This window comes from Kribbella sp. NPDC004875, from assembly GCF_042873375.1.
Classification (GTDB): Bacteria; Actinomycetota; Actinomycetes; order Propionibacteriales; family Kribbellaceae; genus Kribbella.
Window position 1 is genome coordinate 623,199 of record NZ_JBIALI010000005.1, and the last position, 19,296, is coordinate 642,494.

Genomic DNA, 19,296 nt, shown 5'->3' on the forward strand with positions numbered 1-19,296 from the left:
CCCGTCGAAGTCCGGCTAATCGCGAAGCAGCGCGCGCAGGCCGGCCCGGTAGGTGGCGGGGGAGACGTCGCCGATCATCAGCCGCTGCAGGACGAAGCCGGGGACCATCCCGAACATCACCTGGGCGACGTACTCGGCCGGGACGTCCGGGTCGACCGTGCCGTCGGCCTGCGCGCGGCGGGCGATGTCGACGAAGTGGTCGCGGAGCTGGCAGTACTTGCCGCGCGCGACGTCGCGGATCGAGTCGTTGCGCAGCGCCTCGGCCCAGGCCTGGACCGCGACCCGGGTGACGTCACCGCCAGGCGCCTGGGCGATCTCGACCACATGCTCGATGGTGGCCTCGAGCGCGGCCAGCGGGGTGAGTGGCTCCTCGGTGGCGAGGAGCTTGTCGAAGAGCTGGTGGATCGTGCCGAGCGCGTCCTCCGCGATCGCGCCGACGATCTCTTCCTTGCTCTTGAAGTAGCCGTAGACGGCCCCGGCCGACAGACCGGACTCGCGGATCACGTCGGCCATCGTCGTCTTGTGGAAGCCCTGCTCGATCACGCAGGCGCGCCCCGCGGCGACGATCTGCGCGCGGCGGGCCAGGCGGTGCTCCTCGGTGACCTTCGGCACGCTCGCAACATAAAACGAATGTCCGTTCTTGACAAGGCGACCGGCCGTTTGCCACGCTCGAACCGAATAAAGAACGAACATTCGGTTTCGGTGCGCTAAGGAGTTATGTCATGACCGAACGTCGCCGGCCGCCGCTGGTGGCCGTGATCGTGCTGCTGACCGCGGTCCTCACCGTGATGCTGATCGCGTTCGCCTGGCCGGCCGCCCGCTCCGAGCCGCGGGACGTCCCGCTCGCGGTGTCCGGCCCGGCGCCCGCGGTCGAACAGGTCCAGGCCGGGCTCGAGCAGGCGATGCCCGGTGGCTTCGAGATCACCGCCGTACCCGATCGGCAGGCGGCGGTGCAGCGGATCAAGGACCGGGATGCGTACGGCGCGATCGTGCTCGACGCCACGCGGCCCGAGGTGCTGACCGCGTCGGCCGGCGGGCCCGCGGTCGCGCAGATCCTGACCCAGTTGGCGACCAAGATCTCGCCCGAGAACCCGGCGAAGGTCACCGACGTCGTACCGCTGCCCACGGACGATCCGCGGGGTGCGGGACTGGCCGCGGGTGCGCTGCCGCTCGTGCTCGGCGGGATCATCGCGGCCGGTGCGCTGACCCAACTGGTGCGGTCCGGCTCGCGGCGGATGATCGGCGCGATCACCTTCGCCGTCACGGGCGGGCTGGCGCTGGCCGCCGTACTGCAGTACTGGCTCGGCTCGTTCGAGGGCAGCTACCTCGGTAACTCGGGGGTGATCGCGATGTCGATCGCGGCGATCAGCCTGACCCTGCTCGGCCTCGAGTGGCTGCTCGGTACGGCGGGACTCGCGCTCGGCGGCGCGGTGATGATGCTGCTCGGCAACCCGTTGTCCGGGATGACGAGCGCACCGGAGATGCTGCCGAACGGCTGGAGCGCACTCGGTCAGTTCCTGCCCCCGGGAGCGGCCGGTACGGCGTTGCGCTCGGTGAGCTTCTTCGATGGCGCGGGCGCGGCGCGACCACTCGTCGTCCTGAGCTGCTGGCTGGTCGCCGGCCTGCTCCTGTGTGCGCTCGGCGCACTACGCACCCGGGGACGCGCCGAACCGGCTCGCCATCAGGCCACAGCCGTCGCAGCCTGACAAAGTGAGGCTATGACAACGCGGTGACCGGATCGTTACGTTCCGGTCACCGCGTTCGTGCGTGACCGCGGCGACAACGTTGTCTGTCAAGCATTGACTTCGGTCGTCGAGGACTCCTACCGTCGCGGGAAACCCCGCAGGGTTTGGGTCGTGGTACCGGCATGACAACGATTGCCCGAAGGTGGACCTGATGGTGACTAGGAAACGTTTCAAGGCGGCAGCGGCCATCGGCGCGCTGCTGCTGGCGGTCTCGGCCTGTAGCCAGGGCTCGACGACCAAGACGCCGGACGCCGGCAGTGCGCAGAGCTCCGGCCCCGCGCACATCAAGATCGCGTACCAGCAGTGGGGTCCGGGCGTCGTCATGAAGACGTTCCTGACCGGCGTCAAGGCGGAGTACGAAGCCGCGCACCCGGGATCCCAGGTCGAGATCGTTCCGGTGGTGGCCAGCGAGAACGACTACTACACCAAGATCCAGCTGATGATGCGGTCGCCGAACACGGCGCCGGACATCGTCTACGAGGACACCTTCCTGATCAACTCCGACATCACCGCGGGGTACCTGAAGCCGCTCGACGACTATGTCGGCAAGTGGGACCAGTGGAGCCAGTTCGAGGACACCGCCAAGGGTGCGGCGCGCGGCCAGGATGGCAAGACGTACGGCGTTCCGGACGGCACCGACACTCGGGCGCTCTGGTATAACCGCCAGATCTTCGCGAAGGCCGGCCTACCCGCCGACTGGCAGCCGAAGTCGTGGGACGACGTGCTCAGCGCGGCGCGCACGATCAAGCAGAAGGTCCCCGGCGTCATCCCGTTCAACATGTACTCGGGCAAGCCGATGGGTGAGGCCTCGGCCATGCAGGGCTTCGAGATGCTGCTCTACGGCACCAAGGACACCCTGTACAACTACGACCAGAAGAAGTGGGTCGTGGGCAGCCAGGGCTTCAAGGACTCGCTGAACTTCGTCAAGACCGTCTTCGACGAGGGCCTGGCCCCGTCGCCGAAGGACGCGCTGAGCCCGAACATGGGGAGCAAGGTCGGCACCGAACTGCTGCCGCAGGGCAAGCTCGCGATCGACCTGGACGGCTCCTGGATCTACAACAACTGGCTGAAGTCCGGCGCCAAGCCGTGGCCGCAGTGGAGCCAGGTGCTCGGCCAGACCGCGATGCCGACCCAGGACGGCAGCGGCAAGGGCAAGGTCAGCCTCTCGGGCGGCTGGACCTGGGCGATCCCGGCGAAGTCGAAGAACCCGGACGCGGCCTGGGACTTCATCAAGACGCTGCAGACCCAGAAGAACGCGGCGAAGTACGCCACCGACGGCGCGCAGATCGCCGTCCGGAAGGACGTCGCCTCGGACGCGGCCTACAAGGCCTCCTCGGCGAGCACCAAGTTCTTCACCGACCTGGTGTCGGTGACGGTCTACCGGCCGGCGCTGCCGGAGTACCCGAAGGTCTCCAACGAGATCATCACGGCGATGGAGTCGGTGATGACCAAGCAGTCCTCGCCGGACGACGCCGCGAAGAACTACGACCAGGCCGTCGAAGGAGTCGTCGGCGGCAAGGACAAGACGACGACGCAGAGCACCGGGCAGTAGACCGGGCCTGACGGAGGAATCTCCCCTGTGACGACCACTGTCGCTACCGCCGCGGCCGCTGCTGGAAGCCCCAGCAAGCGGCCGCGGGGGGCCAAACTCGTCCGGATGCTGCCGCTGTCGCCGGCCATCGGACTCATGCTGGTCTTCCTGGCCGGCCCGATCATCTACTGCGTGTACGCCGCGTTCACGAACATGGCGCTCACCGGCAACGGCGCGGCGAACGTGCAGTTCGTCGGGCTGGAGAACTTCCGCAAGGCGTTCAGCAGCGGCGCGTTCACGAACGCGATCTGGCTGACGCTGGTGTTCACGCTGATCTCCGCGATCATCGGGCAGAACACCCTCGGGCTTGGGCTCGCGCTGCTGATGCGGAAGTCCACCAAGGTCGTGCGCAACTTCGTCGGCACCGCGGTGATCGGCGCGTGGGTGCTGCCCGAGGTCGTCGCGGCGTACCTGCTGAGCGCGTTCTTCAACGACGACGGCACGCTGAACGTGATGCTGCACGCGGTCGGCCTGCCCGGTCAGGACTGGTTGTACGGGGCACCGATCATCGCGGTGTCGCTGGCCAACATCTGGCGCGGTACGGCGTTCTCGATGCTGGTGTACTCCGCGGCGCTCAGCGAGATCCCCAAGGAGATCGAGGAGTCCGCCGAGATGGACGGCGCCGGCGGCTGGCGGCGACTGCTGTTCGTGACGGTGCCGATGATCACCCGCGCGATCATGACCAACCTGATGCTGATCACGCTGCAGACGCTGAGCGTTTTCGGCCTGATCTACGCGATGACCCGGGGCGGCCCGGGGACCAAGAGTCAGACGTTGCCGCTGTACATGTACGAGCAGGCGTTCAGCTTCTCCCAGATCGGCTACGGTACGGCGATCGCGCTGGTGATGCTGGCGATCGGCGCGATCTTCTCGCTGATCTACCTGCGCGGCCTGAACACGGAGGCAGCATGATTCCCCGGGACCGAATGAGCAAGTTGGCGTCGAACCTGGTGCTGCTCGCGATCGGCATCCTGTTCGTTCTGCCTTTGTTGTGGGTGCTGTTCGCGTCGATCAATCGGACCGCTGGATTGCGGGTCGAGTTTCCGACGCATCCGACGCTCGGGAACTTCAAGGCGGTGCTGAACACCGACACGACGTACCGGCCCGTCTTCAACGGGATCATTTTGTGCGGTGGCGCCGCGCTGCTGACGATGGTGTGCGCGGTGCTCGCGGCGTACCCGCTGTCGCGGTTCCGGACGCGGTTCAACCGGCCGTTCCTGCTGACCGTGCTGTTCTGCACCGGGTTGCCGATCACCGCGGTGATGGTTCCGGTGTACGGGTTGTTCGTGCAGCTGAACCTGGTCGACACGATCGGCGGCACGATCATGTTCATGGCGACCAGTGCGCTGCCGTTCGCGATCTGGCTGACGAAGACGTTCATGGACGGCGTACCGATCTCGCTGGAGGAGGCGGCCTGGGTCGACGGCGCCGGCAACATGCGGGCGCTGCGGGCGATCGTGTTGCCATTGATGTGGCCCGGGATCGCGGTCGTGCTGATCTTCACCTTCATCGGCATGTGGGGGAACTTCTTCGTCCCGTTCATGCTGCTGCTCTCCCCGGAGCGGCTGCCGGCGTCGGTCAGCATCTTCACGTTCTTCGGTCAGTACGGCGAGCCGAACTACGGACAGTTGGCGGCGTACTCGCTGATCTACACCACGCCGGTTCTGCTGCTGTACCTGTTGCTGAGCCGCAAGCTCGGCGGCGCGTTCGCGCTCGGTGGTGCCATCAAGGGCTGACTCAGCGTCCGCAGCCGCCGTCCTTGTCCGGACGCGTGTGCGGAACGGCAAGGTCTTGCAGGCCCTTGTAGGCATAGGGATCCCGGCCGGCGACCAGCACGACATCGCGGTAGTCCGCGATCGCCATGTGCTCGTCGTCGGCCGGGCGCCGCCAGGGGAGCAGGGACTCCGCGCTCATGTAGTGGTTGGCGAGGGCGCGACGCAGGCCGTGCTTGCCGGAGTTCCGCAACGAGCGGTGCAGGAGGTACCCGTTGAAGATCAGCGCGGACCCGGCCTTCAGCTCGACCGGTACGGCGTCCGCGTCGGCGTACGGGAAGTCGAACGCCTCGGTGGTGCAGTCGAACTGCGGGTCGTCCTGCTCACGCGCCGGGTAGAGGATGCCTGCCCGGTGCGACCCGGGCAGGACCCACAGGCAGCCGTTCTCGACCGTCGCGTCGTCGAGCGCGATCCACACACCGGTCAGCGAACGGTCCCGGGTGGGGATGAAGTACTCGTCCTGGTGCCACGCCTGTCCGGGACGTCCCTCGCTCTTCACGAACAGCATCGACTGCATCGCCTTGACGTTCGGCCCGATCACCGTCGTCAGGGTGTCGACGATCCGCGGATGGTGCAGCGCGTTCAACGCGACCGGGGAGATCTTGTGCGGTTGATGGATACACAGGAAGCTCCGCAGTACATCCTCGTCGGACACACCGTCGAACGTCCGGACGACGTCGGAGTCGATCGCGCCGTGCTCGCCCCGACAGAGCCGTACGGCGTCGTCGTTGAGCGCACGAACCTCGTCCGGCGTGAGCGCATCAGGCAGAATCACGAAGCCGTCGCGCTGATAATCCGCGCGGGTCTCGACGGGCTGTACGTCGATGGTCATCGGGCTACCTCCGTTGGCTCCGGGGATCTGCCGACAGCATGCCGCGCGGTTGGTGTCGGTCACCATGCTCCGTTCGGGCCCGTTAATGTCTGAACGTGACCCTCCTGGCGAGCGAGTTGGCGACCGTCACTCCGGTGAGCGTGGTGGAGTACCTGCCGGGCTCGACGTACGGTCCACGCGAACTTCGCGACAACGAACTGGTGTGGTTGCTCGAAGGTACGGCCACGTGGCGGATCGACAACGACCTGCGTGGTGAGGGACCGCAGGAGTTCGCCTTGAGCCCGGGGGTGCTGTGCCTCGCACAAGCCGGCATGGTCGACGGCTTCCGCTGGTCGGCCACGACAACGACCAAGCATGCGTATCTCCACTTCAGCCTGGACGAGTTGCACCCCGATCGACTCGCCTGGCCGCTCACCGTTCCACTGGCCGGGTCACCGCTGCTCGCGGCCACTGTCGACCATTTGAGCGCGATCGCGCTGGCCGGCACCGAAGCGTCCCGGCAGCGGGTGCCGCTCCTCGCCCGACTGGTCCTCGACCTGATGGTGAACGGGCCGCAACTGACGACCGGCCGGCCGTTCAACCCGCTCGTCGACGCTCTCGCCGAGTACGTCGTGACGCGCTGGGGATCCGGTCACTCGGACGTCGTTCCGCTGCGGGCCGCGGCGCCGGCTGTTGGTGTGTCGGTGGGTTACCTGTCGAGGGTGTTCTCGCAGGAGTTCGGATGTGGTCCCTCGCGAGGCCTGCTGCTGATCAGGCTCAGGCGTGCGGCGACGGCGTTGGTCCGCAGCGATCTAGCGCTCGTGGCGATTGCCCGGTCGTGTGGCTTCAGTGATCAGTTCCACCTGTCGCACCGGCTACGTGACGTGTACCGCGTGTCTCCGTCCGCCTTTCGGCTGGCCGGAGACTCGGTCGATCTCGATGCGCCGTTGCTGCGTCACGGCCGGTTGCTGGAGTTCGCCCAGCGTGTCACTCCGCCGTTGTGAGCCTCTCGTGGGTTTGCTTCCAGAAGGTGAGTTTCTGGTCGAAGGTCAAGGTCCACTGGTAGTCCGGTAGGGACTTTGCGTAGCGGTCCAGGGCGATCGGCGCCAGGGTCGCCGTTGACGCTGGGGCACACTCGGTGATCAGGGCGAGGCGGACCACGAAGGTCGCCACGCGGGTGAGCTTCGAGTGGTCGTTGGCGGTCTCGAGCTCTTTGAGTTGCGAGCGGAGCTGCTTGATCGTGCGGAGCGCCGTACGGTGTTCGCCGCGCCCGGGGACGGTCAGCGCGTCGTCGGGGATCCCGAGGCGTTCGGCGAGATCATCCAGGTCGTCGGACTGGCTCGCCGAGGGCTTGCCGAACAGCGGCGGCTTCTCGGCGTGCAGACGGCCGGCGACCTGGTCGAGGAGTCCGTCGAGTCCGCGGACCTCCTCGGGGACGATGCCGTCGGCGGTCTTGCGCCGGTTGCTCGCCAAGGCGGTCACGCGGGCGTGCTCGGCCTCGACGGTCGCCCGCAGCGTCTCGGGCCAGTCGTCGAGCCCTTGCAGGTCCTCCTGCGGGGGTGCGGACGGACTGAGATCACGCGCGTCCAGCCCCTTGCCGCCGACGCGCGCCGCGGTGATGTCCTGCTCGAGCTTCTGCTTCGGCCCCGGAACAATAGAACTCACAGATCTACCCTACGCAGGTTCCACACCGATGGAACCACGAGCGTGATGACGGTGATCAGGACGAACAGTGCGGCGCCGTACAGTTCGACCGCCTTGACGCCGGCCAGCGCGGCGACGTACCCGACGGTCAGCTGACCGGCGGGCCCCGCGATGAACGAGCCGAGCATGTCGTACGACGCCACGCGGGACAGCTTGTCGATCGGGACGTGCTGGCCGAGCGCGGTCTCCCAGCTGATCCCGAAGATGTCGAAGCCGACGCCGAGGACGAACGCCGCGATCGCCATCGCCCAGGTGTACGGGAACAGCGCCAGACACAGCATCACCGGCACCGTGAGCAGCATGCCGACCATCCCGGTGCGCAGCGGGTGGCGTGGTTTGAGTCGCAGCATGATGATGCCGCTGGCAACGAGACCGGCGCCGAAGCAGGCGCTCACCACACCCCAGCCGGCGCGGCCGAACGTCCGGTCGGCGATCACCGGGCCGAGGGTCTGGAAGCACGCCGTGTAGATCAGGTTCAGCAACGCGAACGCCAGCACGATCACCCAGACCCACTGGCGGGACACGAACTCGCTCCAGCCGTCCCGCAGATCGGTCAGCACCGAGCCGGCCGCGCGGGTGATCCGCGGCATCCGCAACCGGGACAGCAGCACCGCGCCGATCAGGAACGTCACCCCGTCGACCGCGAGCCCGATCCCCGGACCGGTCAGCCCGACGATCACACCGGCGACCGCGCCGCCGCCGATCATCGCGGCCGAGCGCGCGAACCCGGCGAGCGCGTTCGCCTGCGGAAGCTCGGCCCGGTCCACGAGCGCCGGCAGGATCCCGGTCATGGCGGGCATCACGAACGCGGCGGCGATGCCGTTCACCGCTTCGATCGACGCCAGCTGCCAGATGGTCGCGTGGCCGGAGAGCACGAGCGCGGCGGCCAGGCCCTGGGTGAGGCCACTGACCGTGTTCGCCACGACCAGCACCAGGTGCCGGGGGAGCCGGTCGGCGATCACGCCACCGATCAGCAGGAACACGATGTTCGGGATACTCCGCGCCGCGAGCACGGTCCCGACCGCACTCGCCGAGTCGGACACGTCCAGCACCGCGAACACCAACGCCACCGGCGCGATCGCAGACCCGAGAATCGAGATGAACCGCGCGGACAGGAACACCCGCACGTCCCGATGCCGCAGTACGGCCACGTCCTGCCGAAACCCCACCCCAAGCCCCCTTAGCAAACCCGGGGATCCTACCCGCCGGCAGGTTCGGCACCGAGCGCGGCCGGGTCTGAACGACCCGATGCGCTGACAGAGTTCGGCCATGACGCGACGGTGGCTCAACGACCTGCCGACCTTCGCCGTGGACAACCTGCAGTGGGCCGCGGACCTCCTGGCGGCGTGGCCGTTGCTGATGATCCCGCTCGCGCTGCTGGCGTTCGCGCTCGACCGGATCCGCCTCGATCGCACCGCGCTACGGCAGGGCCTGGTCGTGGTGGTTGTGGGGCTGTGCACCGTGCTGACGTACTACCTGGTGGGTGCGCTCTCGGACCTCGGCAAGCCACGCGCCTGGATCGAGCAGACCGCGTCGTTGCTCCTGGTCGCCGGGCCCGGCCTCGCGGCCGTCGCGATCGCAGCTCTGGCCCGCGGCGGACGGATCCCGGACGACGGCGTCGGACCTGTTTCCGGCGTACTGACCGGAGGCGTGATGGCCGGGTGCGCCGCGCTCTATCTCGTCCTGTACCGGACCGCTCCCGACCTGACCGACCCCGGGGACGCGCCGGAACAGCCCGTACTCGTGGCCGGCCCGGCCGTCGTCACTCTCGTGCTCGGTTTGCTGACCCTGTCCTGGTCGGTGCGCTCGCTCCGCCGGGCTGTCAGTGGCCGGAGAGGTATGTGCGCCAGCTGCCGGAGGCTGTGATGTCTTGGGTGGGGTCGGCGGCGTCGGCGGTGCAGACGAAGCCGAGGACCTGGCGGCCGTCGGACAGGTCCAGCGGGCCGATCGCGAGTGGCGGAGCGATGGTGGCCGCGAACCCGCCGAGCTCGGCCGCGGGCAGGCTCCAGACCTCCACCTCGATGCCGGGACCGTCCGCGCCGGTCAAGGTGCGGGTGAGGCCGGGGCGTGGGCCGTCGACCAGGAACATCCGGTACGCCGGTCCGGTGCGGGCCGGGAAGGCGAACCGGGCTCCACGCGCCACCAACTGGTGGTTGAGCGGCTGACCGGAGAGATGAGCGCCGGCAACCGCCAGTAGGACATCGGTGTCCGCCGTATTGTCCACGGCAGCCGGTGGGACGGATTCGCCACGCCAGACCGCGGCCAGGTCGATGAGCTCGAGGTCATGACCGGCCGGCGCGAGGAGCTGGATGCCGAAGGGCAGCCCGTCGGCCCGGTCCGCTCCGGGGAACGCGACCGCGCACAGGTCGAGCAGGTTGACCATGTTCGTGAACCGACCGAGCCGGCTGTTCACACCGATCGGGTCCGCCGCGACGTCCGCCAGCGTGGGATGCTCAGGCGTCACCGGCAGGAGCAGTGCATCGAGCTGCGTCCACAGCTGCTCACTGGCCCGCCGCAGCGTCGCGAGCCGGTCGAATCCGGCGAATGCGGCGGACGCCGTCAGCGCAGCCCCGCCGTGCACGATCGTCCTGACGGTCGGGTCGACCGCGGGGGAGTCGTCGAGCTTGTCCCCGAAGGCCAGCCAGCGTTCGGCCAGCCACGGCCCGGAGTACAGCAGCTCGGCAACCTCGAGCAGCGGCCGGATGTCGACTTTGACCACGTCACCGAGTCGATGCGCCTCGGCGAGCGTCTCCTGCCAGGCCTTCTCGTGCTGAGGCTCCAGCCCCAGATCCATGTCCGGTACGCCGATCACGGCGCCACGACCCGAACGCTGCAAGGACATGGACCGCGACCAGGCGTCATCCGGGTCGTACGCGACCATCACGTCGTACGCCGCCCGTGCGGTCGCCACCGTCCGGGCCATCACGGTCACGCAGTCGAGCGACCGGCAGGCCGGGACGACGCCGCGCGCCGACACCAGCCCACGACTCGGTTTGATGCCGACGAGCCGGTTGAACGCCGCGGGGACCCGCCCGCTCCCGGCCGTGTCGGTGCCAAGGGCGAAGTCGACCTGCCCACTCGCCACCGCGACGGCACTGCCCGAGCTCGATCCACCCGAGACGTGCACTTCGGAGAAGACCGAATGGCAGGCCCCGTACGGCGACCGGGTGCCGACCAGGCCGGTCGCGTACTGATCCAGATTGGTCTTCCCGAGCGGTACGGCGCCGGCCGCGATCAACCGGTCGACGACGAAGGCGTTCTGCTCCGCGGGCCGTGAGTTCCGCGGATCGCCGGCCGTCGTCGGCACGCCCGCGAGATCGATGTTGTCCTTGAGGGCCATCCGTAGCCCGTGCAGCGGTCCGGGTAGCGGCGCGACCGGATCGACCCGGGTGATCCACTCGTTGTTCATGCGCCCCACCGGGCCCGCTCGGCCTCGAACGCGGCGCGGCGTCTGGCGCGCACAGTCGCAATCTCCACAGGTGCCTCCTGCTCGATCCGGCGTACGTCGGCGATCGAGAACGTCGCCGGAGTGGTCTTCAGATCCGCCCGTCCGGCGGCGATCTCGGCCCGCTCGTGGGCGAGCTGCTCCGCGGTCACGGGCGTGAACCTGATCAGGTCGAACTGCCGTAGCAGCCACGGCCGCGCGTCAGCGGGGGACAGCCGCCAGACTGGGACCGTCCGCCCGACCAGCTGGTACCCGCCCGGTCCTTCCATCCCGTACACGCACAGGTAGATCCCGCCGATCCCGACCGCGTTCTGCGGCGTCCAGGTCCGGGCCGGGTTGTACTTCGTGGTGACCAGCCGGTGCCGCGGGTCGATCGGCACCGCGACCGGCGCACCGAGGTAGACGTCGCCGAGGCCGACCACCAGGTAGGTCGCGGCCTCGACGATGTCGAAGACCTCGTTCCGGGTACCGAGGTCGTTGACGCGGCGGATGAACTCGACGTTGTCCGGGCACCACGGCGCGTCCGGCCGCACCGAGGTCGCGTACCGGCGCATCGCCTCGTGCGCCTCCGGGTGGTCGAACGCGATCGGCAACACCACCTCCCTGGCCGGCAGCACCACGGTCTCGGGATCACCCACGCCCGCGGCCAGGAACGCGAGCCGCTCGACGAGCCCGGTCAGTGCGATCCGGGACGAGTCGATCGCGACCAGCAGGGACCGCACGCCTTCGACGATCTCCGTGACACCGGCCGGCCGGTCGTCGCGCAGGGCCTGTGCCAGCAGATGGATCCAGACCCGGACGGTCAGGTCGAGCTCGGCCGGGCCGGCCTCGACCAGCAGGTGCCGCTCGCCCGCACAGCGGATCGTGTACGGCGGTGCGGTGCCGGCGCGCCCGCCCCGGTACAGGACCTCCGGGCGTTCCGGCGTACCGATCGCAACGGGGACCGAAGCCGGTTCCTGGCGTAGGTCGGTCAGCCAGCGACGGCGGTGCTCGATCGCCTCGGTCGCCACCGCCGGCGTCACCGGGACCAGGTCGACGGTGTCGCCGGCGCGCAGCTGCCCGAGCATCCAGCGATCAGCCTCGATGACGACCGCGGGGACGACGAACCCGCCGAGCGACGGGCCGTCCTTGCCGACGATCACCGGGGTGTCACCGGACAGCATGATCCCGCCGACCGGGTAGGCCGAGTCGTGCACGTTCGACGGATGCAGACCGGCCTCGCCGCCGTCGGTCCGGGCCCAGCCGGGGGTCGGGCCGACCAACCTGACGCCGGTCCGGTCGGACCGGTGATCGACGGCCCACGTGGTCGCGAAGAGCGCCTCGACACCATCGGCGGTGAGGTGCTCCGGCGCTCCGTGCGGTCCCGGGATCACTCGCATCCGCCACGAGCCGGTGATCGCCGGCAGTTCGACCGACAACGGCGCGAGCAGATTCTCGCGCCGGCCGAGCGGAATCTCGTCGCCGGCCGCGAGCGGCCGGCCGTCCTGACCGCCGAAGCCACCGAGGACGAACGTCGATCGGCTACCTAGTACCCGCGGTACGTCGAGTCCGCCCTGGATCGCCACGTAGCCACGCATCCCCGGACCGTCGATCGGCCCGACGTCCAGCACAGCTCCGACCGGCAGCAGGAACACCAGGCCGGGCCGGACGGGCCGGCCGTCGACGGTGGCCTGCCGGGCCGCGCCGCCGACGCAGACCAGTCGGTCCTCGTCGCAGCTCAGGACCGGTCCCTTGACCACACATTCGAGTCCGGCCGCGGTGTCCGGGTTGCCGACGCCGGCCGTGAGCAGCGCGAACGTGAGTTCGTCGGCCGCTCCGGACGGCGGTACGCCGACATCCCACAGGCCCGGCCGCCCGCCGAGATCCTGCACCGTCGTCTGGATGCCCGGGGCAACGACTGTGATGACGGCCATTGTCACCACCAGCCCAGCAGCCGGACCGGCGTCGGGTTCCAGCCGTTGCAGGGATTGTTGACCTGCGGGCAGTTGCTGAGCAGCACCAACAGGTCACGGCTCGCGGTGATCTCGACGTACTTGCCCGGAGCGGACAGGCCGTCCTCGAACGTCAGCCCGCCGTCCGGGGTCACCGGCACGTTCATGAAGAAGTTGACGTTGTGCGTCAGCTCGCGTTGCCCGATCCCGGCCGCTGCCCCGTAGCGCAGGAAGGTCTGCCGGCAGGCGTGCTGGTGGCGCGTGAAATCGCCGTACCTGATGACGTTGCTCTCCTGTGAGCAGGCGCCGCCCACGGTGTCGTGCCGGCCGCAGGTGTCGTCGGTGACGACCGCGAGTTCGTCGAGCCTGGTCGACAGCAACCGCGATCCGGTACTGAGGAAGACCGCGCGTTGCTCGCGGATCGTGTCGAAGGCGGAGTACCGGTTCGCGATGTCGTGCGCGTCGTAGAACAGCGTGTCCACGGCCTGGTTGCCGTGCAGGTCGACGATCCGCAGCCGCCCGCCGGCCGGGACCGTCACCAGCGCGCCGTCGCCCGCAGGCACGACAGTGTCGAGTCCGGTGCTGGTTTCGGTGCTGGTTTCGGTGATGATCATGCGATCAGCTCCCGGGTCAGTCGCAGGGCCCGGACCGCTTCTTCGCGGAGTTCGGGATCGGTCGTCCGATCCGGTGTTTCGATCTGGACCGTGACGCCCGCGGGAGCCAGATCGGACAGTGCGTGCGGTGCCGTCGAGACGAACACCAACAGGTCCTGGTCGGCTCGCAGCGTGACGGTGTCGCCCGTGTGGGCGTGGTCCGGGACGAAGGCGAGGGACGCGCGCGGGTCGTCGGCGACCGCGACCTTGCTGAAGAAGTTGATGCAACCGTGCAGATCCGGCTCGCCGAGACCGTGCTTGACGAGCTCGAGCCACAGCAACCGGTCCTGAACAGCCCCGGTGAGGCAGTCGTGCCAGTCCAGGCTCGACCCGAGCACGGTGGCCAGCGCCAGACCGCGATCTGACATCAGCACCATGCCAGGCTTGATGCGGGCCGACATCTGCGACTTCAACGTGTCGGGGATGTTCAGCCGGTCGAGGCGGTCGGCTCCGATGATCAGCACTGTCGCGTTCGCGCCGTCGGCGAGTGCGGTCAGGGTGACGGTGCGGCCGGCACGGACCGGAGCGGACCACGCGGCGCCGCCCGGGACGTCATGCGTGTGGGAGGGGCTCATGCGCCGGCTCCTTCCGCCTCGACGACCGGCGTGGCGGTTCGGACGGACAGTCCGATGGACGCGTGGTACGCCGAGCGCTGACCGGCGTACGCGATGACCCCACCGGCCGCGACGACGGCGAGAACGATCAGCGGCAGGTAGTGCAGGTACCAGCCGGCGCCGGCCGGGTCGTACACCTCCGCGCGGGGCCAGCCGAGATTGATCGCCATCGCGAGCCCGTAGGCGACCGCGACGATGTTGACGGCCGGGCCGAATCGGCCGAGCGAGAAGAGCGGACGGCCGTTCTCGTCCGTTCCGGCAGGCAGTCCGTGTCCGGTCAGCCGCCGTACGAGCAGAGGTGTGGTGACCATCAGGTACGCGACGTACAGGAGCATGATGCAGACGCTGGCCAGTCCGAGGAACAGGCCCGCGTTGCCCACGTTGACGACCAGGCAGACGCCGGCCAGCACACCGGGTACCACGGTCGCGGCCACCGGGGTCCCGGTCCGCGCGGACACCTTGCGCAGTTGCGCCGAGGCCGGCAGTACGTTGTCGCGGGCCATCGAGAAGATCATCCGGGCCGCGGCGGTCTGGATCGCCAGCGTGCACACGCAGACGGCGAGGGCAACGTCGAGCAGCAGCAACTTGCCGGCCGTCGTACCGAGCCTGCTGGTCAGCACATAGGGGAGACCCTCGGTGGCGAGGTTCCCGTCGGTCAGCGAAGGCGCCGCCATCAGTGCGGCGACGATCAGGAACGCACCGCCGATCCCGGACGCGACGACCGCCCGGACGATCGTCCGCGGCGTCGTCGCCCGTGGCTTGTGCGTCTCCTCCGACAACTCGCCCGCGCTGTCGAACCCGACCAGCACGTACGCCGCCATCAGCGCCGAGATGAGCAGCGGTACGACGTACCCGGTGGAGCTGTCCAGGTTGGTGGTGTGCAGGACGACGGACGGACCGCGTTCGGCGCGACTGGTCAGCAGGACGACGATCAGGACGACGCCGACCAGCTCGCAGGTGACCCCGACCGAGTTGACGATCGCGGTGATCCGCACGCTGGTCGCGTTCAGCAGCGTGGTCGCGGCGAGCAGCAGGCACCCGAGCAGTACGGCGTTGGCGGCGCCGTCCTTCGACGCGAGGGCGGTGTCGGTACCGACCAGCTGGAAGCCCGGCCAGACCGCGGGCAGGACGACCTGCAGCGCGATCGCCGCGGTGGCCAGCGTGATGATCTGCGCGATCACCATCGTCCAGCCCGCGAACCAGCCGATCACGGCGCCGCCGAGCCGCCGGGCCCATTGGTAGATCGCGCCGGACAGCGGGTACCGCGCGGCGAGCTCGGCGAAGCACAGCGCCACCATCAGCTGCCCGGCCAGCACCGCGGGCCAGGTCCAGAAGAACGCCGTACCGCCGAAGCCGAAGCCCAGGCCGAAGAGCTGGAAGACCGTGGTGAGGATGGAGACGAACGAGAAGCCGGCGGCGAACGACGCGTAGCTGCCGACCCGGCGCGAGAGTTGCTGGGCGTAACCGAAACGGCCCAGGTCCTCGGCGCTTGGTGAGGTCAGTGTTTCAGGAGTGGCTGACATTCCGGCCTCCGATGTTCGGCCCGGAATGCGCGCGAGCAGCCCGGGGCCTTCAAGGCCTCCCGGGCTTTTGTCCCGCCGTGGAACGGTGCCGTCGCGGCACCGCCTCCCCTCTCGGACCAGTCCTGCCGGCACTCGGCCGGCAGCGGAACCCTAGGGGCGCCCCGCCGTCCCGGCGGGTCTTGTCCAGTTCAGGACGGGGCGGTTTCAGCGGTCGTCCTGGCGCGTAACGCGTACGTAAAGGAATCCTCTCAGCACGCCCGGGAGGCGGCCTGCCGGGTGAGAGCAGCTGTGACCGGCTGTCCATCGTTGTCACTGGGGGTGACCGGAAGAATGCCGCTACCTTGGGGTATTGGTCCTTCGATCTGCAGGAGGCTCCGTGAAGATCAACGACGTACTGCGCGGCAAGGGCAACCAGGTCGTCACCATCTCCCCAGAAGCCACTGTCACCGAACTGCTCGCCCTGCTGGCCGAACGCAACATCGGCGCGGTGGTGGTCAGCGCGGACGGGTCGACGGTGGCCGGGATCGTCTCCGAGCGCGACATCGTCCGGCTCTGGAACGGTACGCCGGACGCGGGAGACGTGCGGGTGAGCGCGATCATGACGGCCGAGGTGCACACCTGCACACCGGACGACCTGATCGACAACCTGATGCGACTGATGACGGACCGCCGGATCCGGCACGTCCCGGTCGTTGTCGACGGCAACCTCGCCGGCCTGGTCAGCATCGGGGACGTGGTCAAGTCCCGGATCGGCGAGCTCGAGTTCGAGAAGGAGCAACTCTCCAACTACATCAGCAGCTGACCGGTGCGCTGCGCCCGACCGGCTCGGGCGCAGCACAGGTTGATCAGCTCAGGTCGATCAGGTCCCCGAGGTCGAGGCCCTCGAGTTGCGGGCGCACGTCCTTCGCTTCCCCTACGACGACCACGAGCAGCCCGTCGGTTCCGACGTACCGCCGGTAGGCCTCGGTCGCGTCGGCGGCGGTCGTCGCGGCGATCTGCGCGAGATACGTGTCGGCGAAGTCCACCGGTACGCCGTTCGCGATGTTGCTCCCCACCTGCTGAGCCACCGAGTCGGCCTGCTCGTAACGCAGCGGAGCCGTCCGGATCAGGCTGTCCTTCGCCTCCTGGACCTCCTGCTCGGTCAGCCCGTCGCGGGCCTCCCGCAGGATCCGCAACGCGTCACCGATCGCGGCGCCGGTCACCTCGGTCCGTACGGCGCCACCGAGGCTGAACGTCCCGCCCTTGCGGGGCGCCGCGAAGCTGGTCCGCGTCCCGTACGTGTATCCCTTCTCCTCGCGCAGCACCGTATCCACGCGGGACGTGATCGTGCCTCCGACGACGTGGTTGGCGACCGCGGCCGAGCCCCACGCCGGGTCCCGCCGGTCGGGGCCGCGGCCGCCGATCAGCAGCTGGCTCTGCACCGAGCCCGGCCGGTCGACCAGCACGAGGCGGTTGCCCGTCAGGTAGATCGGCTCCGGGGTCTCCAGCGCCGAACCGGCCGCCGACGTCCAGGTACCGAAGGCGGCGTCGATGATCCCGGCGACGTCCACGCCGGTCGCGTCGCCGGCGAAGAGGATCTCCGCGCGCTCCGGGCCGATGTTGTTCCGGTAGAAGTCGGCGACCTCGACGTTGGTCAGCGGCCGGATGGTGTCCGGCGTGCCCGCGGTCGGCCGGGACCGCCGCGTCTTCGCGTCGAACAGGTACGCCGCGAACGTCTCGCGGGCCCGGTAGCCCGCGTTCGCCTTCTCCTGGTTGATCTCACCGAGCCGGATCGTCACGTGCCGGCCGACGTCGGCCTGGTTGAAGGCCGGCTTGGTGATCGCCTCGGCGAGCAGCTCGACGGCCGGCGCGAGGTGTGACACCGGCACCGAGATCTCCACGTGCAAGGCATCCGAGCTGACATCCACGCCGTACGCCGCTCCGTGCCGCTCGAGCGCGGCGGCGAAGTCGTTGGCCGAGTGCAACTCGGTGCCCTCGTCGAGCGTGCGCGACATGATCGTCGCGACCCCTTCGAGTTCCCGCGGCTCGGCGATCAGCGGCATCGCGATCGTGACCCGGACAGTGGCGACGTACTGGCCCGGGCGGTCGAAGACGTGCACCGGCGTACCGACGCTGGTCCGGGTGGTGACCGCCTCGGGGAACTTCCACGGGCGCGGCGCGCCGACGGCCGGTGGGGTGGTCAGAACCTGGTTCATTCCTGCTCTCCCGACTCGCCCGAGGACGTCTGGTCCTTGCGGCGGTAAGTCACCTGGACGCGGCCCGCGGCGCGGATCCAGGTCCGCGCGGCGGCCTGCACCTGCTCGACAGTCACGGCCTGCACCTGGTCGATCCGGGTGTTGATCCGTCCGGGGTCGCCGAACAGCAAGGCGTGGTGCGAGATCTCGTCGGCCCGGCCGGCACATGTCGCGAGCTGCTCCAGCCAGTCGCGCTCGGCCTGCGCTTGCACGGTGGCCAGCTCATCGGCGGTGACGCCCTCCTCGGCCAGCTTCTCGATCTCCTCGAGCAGCGCGTCCTCGACCTTCTGCAGGTCGACGCCGTCCGACGCGATCCCGGTCAGCGTCCCGAACGACACCCCTCCGATCAGCGGCAGCGCGCCACCGGACACCGACTGCGCGATCTGCTCGTCGCGGACCAGCCGCCGATTCAAACGGCCGCTCTGCCCGGCGGCGAGGATGTCCAGCGCGAGCCCGGCCGCGTCGAGCTCAGGCGTCCCGTCGACCGGCAGCCGGAACATCATCGTCACCAGGTCGGACGGTACGTCGTCCTCGACGTCGTCCCGCCGGACGTCGGTCATCGGCCCGATCGTCCCGTCCGGCGCCGGCGGCGGCGTGGGGATCGCGGGCAGGTGGCCGAAGTACCGCTTGGCGGCGTCGAACGCGTCGTCCTCGGTGACGTCCCCGACGATCGTCAGGACCGCGTTGTTGGGCCCGTAGTACTTGCGGAAGAACGCGTGCACGTCCTCCAGCGAGGCCGCGTCCAGGTCGGCCATCGAGCCGATCGTCATGTGCGCGTACGGGTGGCCCTCGGGGAACGCGAGCTTCACGAGCCGCTCGTACGAATCGCCGTACGGGCGGTTGTCGTAGCTCTGCCGCTTCTCTTCCTTGACCACGTCGCGCTGGTTGTCCAGGTTCTCCTGGTTGACGGCGTCGAGCAGGTAACCCATCCGGTCCGCCTCGAGCCAGAGCGCGAGGTCCAGGCCGCCGCTGGGCAGCGACTCGAAGTAGTTGGTGCGATCGAAGAAGGTGCTCGCGTTCAGACTGGCGCCGGCGGTCTCGAGCAGGCTGAAGTGCTGGCCGGAGGCGACGTTGCGCGAACCCTGGAACATCAGGTGCTCGAAGAGGTGCGCGAACCCGGTCAGGCCCGCCGGCTCGTGGCGCGACCCGACGTCGTACCAGAGGTTGACGGCGACGATCGGGACCGCGCGGTCCGAGCTGACGACGACCCGGAGGCCGTTGTCGAGCGTCTGCTCCGCGATGGGGTACGTCAAGGGCATACCGGCCACCATAC

At 69.1% G+C, this 19,296-nt stretch carries 18 protein-coding genes and 1 riboswitch; of the genes, 7 read left to right on the plus strand and 11 right to left on the minus strand.

What is annotated here, in order from left to right; translation table 11 throughout:
- Positions 1-15: 15 nt before the first annotated feature.
- On the minus strand, positions 16-612 hold the full coding sequence (locus ACFYRH_RS29475; RefSeq protein WP_387782154.1) for a TetR/AcrR family transcriptional regulator: 597 nt from the start codon (positions 610-612) through the stop codon (positions 16-18).
- A 110-nt stretch (positions 613-722) separates the two neighbouring features.
- Between ACFYRH_RS29475 and ACFYRH_RS29480 the strand changes: the two genes are divergently transcribed.
- From ACFYRH_RS29480 to ACFYRH_RS29495, 4 genes are all read left to right on the plus strand, one after another.
- Positions 723-1,706, plus strand: a complete 984-nt coding sequence (locus ACFYRH_RS29480; RefSeq protein WP_387782155.1) for a hypothetical protein — start codon at positions 723-725, stop codon at positions 1,704-1,706.
- Between the two features lie 190 nt (positions 1,707-1,896).
- Entirely contained in the window at positions 1,897-3,297 is a 1,401-nt protein-coding gene (locus ACFYRH_RS29485) for an extracellular solute-binding protein (protein WP_387782157.1), read from the plus strand.
- Between the two features lie 27 nt (positions 3,298-3,324).
- Complete coding sequence (locus tag ACFYRH_RS29490) at positions 3,325-4,248, plus strand: carbohydrate ABC transporter permease (protein ID WP_387782159.1); 924 nt, start codon at positions 3,325-3,327, stop codon at positions 4,246-4,248.
- A complete protein-coding gene (locus tag ACFYRH_RS29495; RefSeq protein ID WP_387782161.1) occupies positions 4,245-5,072 on the plus strand; it encodes a carbohydrate ABC transporter permease in 828 nt (275 codons plus the stop codon). The genes ACFYRH_RS29490 and ACFYRH_RS29495 overlap by 4 nt, the downstream gene beginning before the upstream one ends.
- A 1-nt stretch (position 5,073) precedes the next feature.
- On the opposite strand, the gene ACFYRH_RS29500 is transcribed toward ACFYRH_RS29495, so the two are convergent.
- Positions 5,074-5,940, minus strand: coding sequence for a phytanoyl-CoA dioxygenase family protein (locus ACFYRH_RS29500; RefSeq protein ID WP_387782163.1), 867 nt, complete (start codon positions 5,938-5,940; stop codon positions 5,074-5,076).
- Between the two features lie 95 nt (positions 5,941-6,035).
- On the opposite strand from ACFYRH_RS29500, the gene ACFYRH_RS29505 reads away from it, so the two are divergent.
- The gene (locus tag ACFYRH_RS29505) at positions 6,036-6,923 is read left to right on the plus strand and encodes a helix-turn-helix domain-containing protein (RefSeq protein WP_387782165.1); all 888 of its coding nucleotides are present in this window, start codon (positions 6,036-6,038) and stop codon (positions 6,921-6,923) included.
- On the opposite strand, the gene ACFYRH_RS29510 is transcribed toward ACFYRH_RS29505, so the two are convergent.
- Positions 6,907-7,584 (minus strand): hypothetical protein, encoded by a 678-nt coding sequence (locus tag ACFYRH_RS29510; protein ID WP_387782167.1) that lies wholly within the window; start codon positions 7,582-7,584, stop codon positions 6,907-6,909. The two genes, ACFYRH_RS29505 and ACFYRH_RS29510, sit on opposite strands and share 17 nt — an antisense overlap.
- On the minus strand, positions 7,581-8,792 hold the full coding sequence (locus ACFYRH_RS29515; protein WP_387782168.1) for an MFS transporter: 1,212 nt from the start codon (positions 8,790-8,792) through the stop codon (positions 7,581-7,583). Before ACFYRH_RS29515 ends, ACFYRH_RS29510 begins: the two co-directional genes overlap by 4 nt.
- Before the next feature lie 100 nt (positions 8,793-8,892).
- Here ACFYRH_RS29515 and ACFYRH_RS29520 point away from each other — a divergent pair, with 100 nt between their 5' ends.
- The gene (locus ACFYRH_RS29520; protein WP_387782170.1) at positions 8,893-9,489 is read left to right on the plus strand and encodes a hypothetical protein; all 597 of its coding nucleotides are present in this window, start codon (positions 8,893-8,895) and stop codon (positions 9,487-9,489) included.
- Here ACFYRH_RS29520 and atzF read toward each other — a convergent pair.
- Genes atzF through ACFYRH_RS29545 form a run of 5 tightly spaced genes read right to left on the minus strand, consistent with a single transcriptional unit; the run spans position 9,446 to position 15,789 of the window.
- Complete coding sequence (atzF, locus tag ACFYRH_RS29525; RefSeq protein WP_387782172.1) at positions 9,446-11,032, minus strand: allophanate hydrolase; 1,587 nt, start codon at positions 11,030-11,032, stop codon at positions 9,446-9,448. The genes ACFYRH_RS29520 and atzF overlap by 44 nt on opposite strands.
- Complete coding sequence (locus ACFYRH_RS29530) at positions 11,029-12,981, minus strand: 5-oxoprolinase/urea amidolyase family protein (protein WP_387782174.1); 1,953 nt, start codon at positions 12,979-12,981, stop codon at positions 11,029-11,031. The genes atzF and ACFYRH_RS29530 overlap by 4 nt, the downstream gene beginning before the upstream one ends.
- Positions 12,982-12,983: 2 nt before the next feature.
- The gene (locus tag ACFYRH_RS29535) at positions 12,984-13,613 is read right to left on the minus strand and encodes an urea amidolyase associated protein UAAP2 (protein ID WP_387782176.1); all 630 of its coding nucleotides are present in this window, start codon (positions 13,611-13,613) and stop codon (positions 12,984-12,986) included.
- Positions 13,610-14,227, minus strand: coding sequence for a DUF1989 domain-containing protein (locus ACFYRH_RS29540; RefSeq protein ID WP_387782178.1), 618 nt, complete (start codon positions 14,225-14,227; stop codon positions 13,610-13,612). Before ACFYRH_RS29540 ends, ACFYRH_RS29535 begins: the two co-directional genes overlap by 4 nt.
- Positions 14,224-15,789, minus strand: coding sequence for an amino acid permease (locus ACFYRH_RS29545; protein WP_387782180.1), 1,566 nt, complete (start codon positions 15,787-15,789; stop codon positions 14,224-14,226). The genes ACFYRH_RS29540 and ACFYRH_RS29545 overlap by 4 nt, the downstream gene beginning before the upstream one ends.
- A 54-nt stretch (positions 15,790-15,843) precedes the next feature.
- Positions 15,844-15,954: riboswitch (guanidine-I (ykkC/yxkD leader) on the minus strand.
- Between the two features lie 211 nt (positions 15,955-16,165).
- On the opposite strand from ACFYRH_RS29545, the gene ACFYRH_RS29550 reads away from it, so the two are divergent.
- Positions 16,166-16,591 (plus strand): CBS domain-containing protein, encoded by a 426-nt coding sequence (locus ACFYRH_RS29550; protein ID WP_387782182.1) that lies wholly within the window; start codon positions 16,166-16,168, stop codon positions 16,589-16,591.
- Between the two features lie 43 nt (positions 16,592-16,634).
- Here ACFYRH_RS29550 and ACFYRH_RS29555 read toward each other — a convergent pair whose 3' ends face one another.
- Entirely contained in the window at positions 16,635-17,984 is a 1,350-nt protein-coding gene (locus ACFYRH_RS29555) for a M16 family metallopeptidase (RefSeq protein WP_387782184.1), read from the minus strand.
- Positions 17,981-19,282 carry a M16 family metallopeptidase gene (locus ACFYRH_RS29560; RefSeq protein WP_387782186.1) on the minus strand — a complete coding sequence of 434 codons (1,302 nt, stop codon included), beginning with the start codon at positions 19,280-19,282 and terminating at the stop codon, positions 17,981-17,983. The genes ACFYRH_RS29555 and ACFYRH_RS29560 overlap by 4 nt, the downstream gene beginning before the upstream one ends.
- Positions 19,283-19,296: the final 14 nt, after the last annotated feature.

Excerpts from the sequence above, each read along its gene's own strand:
- ACFYRH_RS29480 (WP_387782155.1), top strand. The coding sequence starts at position 723 with ATGACCGAACGTCGCCGGCCGCCGCTGGTGGCCGTGATCGTGCTGCTG.
- ACFYRH_RS29485 (WP_387782157.1), top strand. The coding sequence starts at position 1,897 with ATGGTGACTAGGAAACGTTTCAAGGCGGCAGCGGCCATCGGCGCGCTG.
- ACFYRH_RS29495 (WP_387782161.1), top strand. The coding sequence starts at position 4,245 with ATGATTCCCCGGGACCGAATGAGCAAGTTGGCGTCGAACCTGGTGCTG.
- ACFYRH_RS29500 (WP_387782163.1), bottom strand. The coding sequence starts at position 5,940 with ATGACCATCGACGTACAGCCCGTCGAGACCCGCGCGGATTATCAGCGC.
- ACFYRH_RS29520 (WP_387782170.1), top strand. The coding sequence starts at position 8,893 with ATGACGCGACGGTGGCTCAACGACCTGCCGACCTTCGCCGTGGACAAC.
- atzF (WP_387782172.1), bottom strand. The coding sequence starts at position 11,032 with ATGAACAACGAGTGGATCACCCGGGTCGATCCGGTCGCGCCGCTACCC.
- ACFYRH_RS29530 (WP_387782174.1), bottom strand. The coding sequence starts at position 12,981 with ATGGCCGTCATCACAGTCGTTGCCCCGGGCATCCAGACGACGGTGCAG.
- ACFYRH_RS29535 (WP_387782176.1), bottom strand. The coding sequence starts at position 13,613 with ATGATCATCACCGAAACCAGCACCGAAACCAGCACCGGACTCGACACT.
- ACFYRH_RS29540 (WP_387782178.1), bottom strand. The coding sequence starts at position 14,227 with ATGAGCCCCTCCCACACGCATGACGTCCCGGGCGGCGCCGCGTGGTCC.
- ACFYRH_RS29545 (WP_387782180.1), bottom strand. The coding sequence starts at position 15,789 with ATGTCAGCCACTCCTGAAACACTGACCTCACCAAGCGCCGAGGACCTG.
- ACFYRH_RS29555 (WP_387782184.1), bottom strand. The coding sequence starts at position 17,984 with ATGAACCAGGTTCTGACCACCCCACCGGCCGTCGGCGCGCCGCGCCCG.
- ACFYRH_RS29560 (WP_387782186.1), bottom strand. The coding sequence starts at position 19,282 with ATGCCCTTGACGTACCCCATCGCGGAGCAGACGCTCGACAACGGCCTC.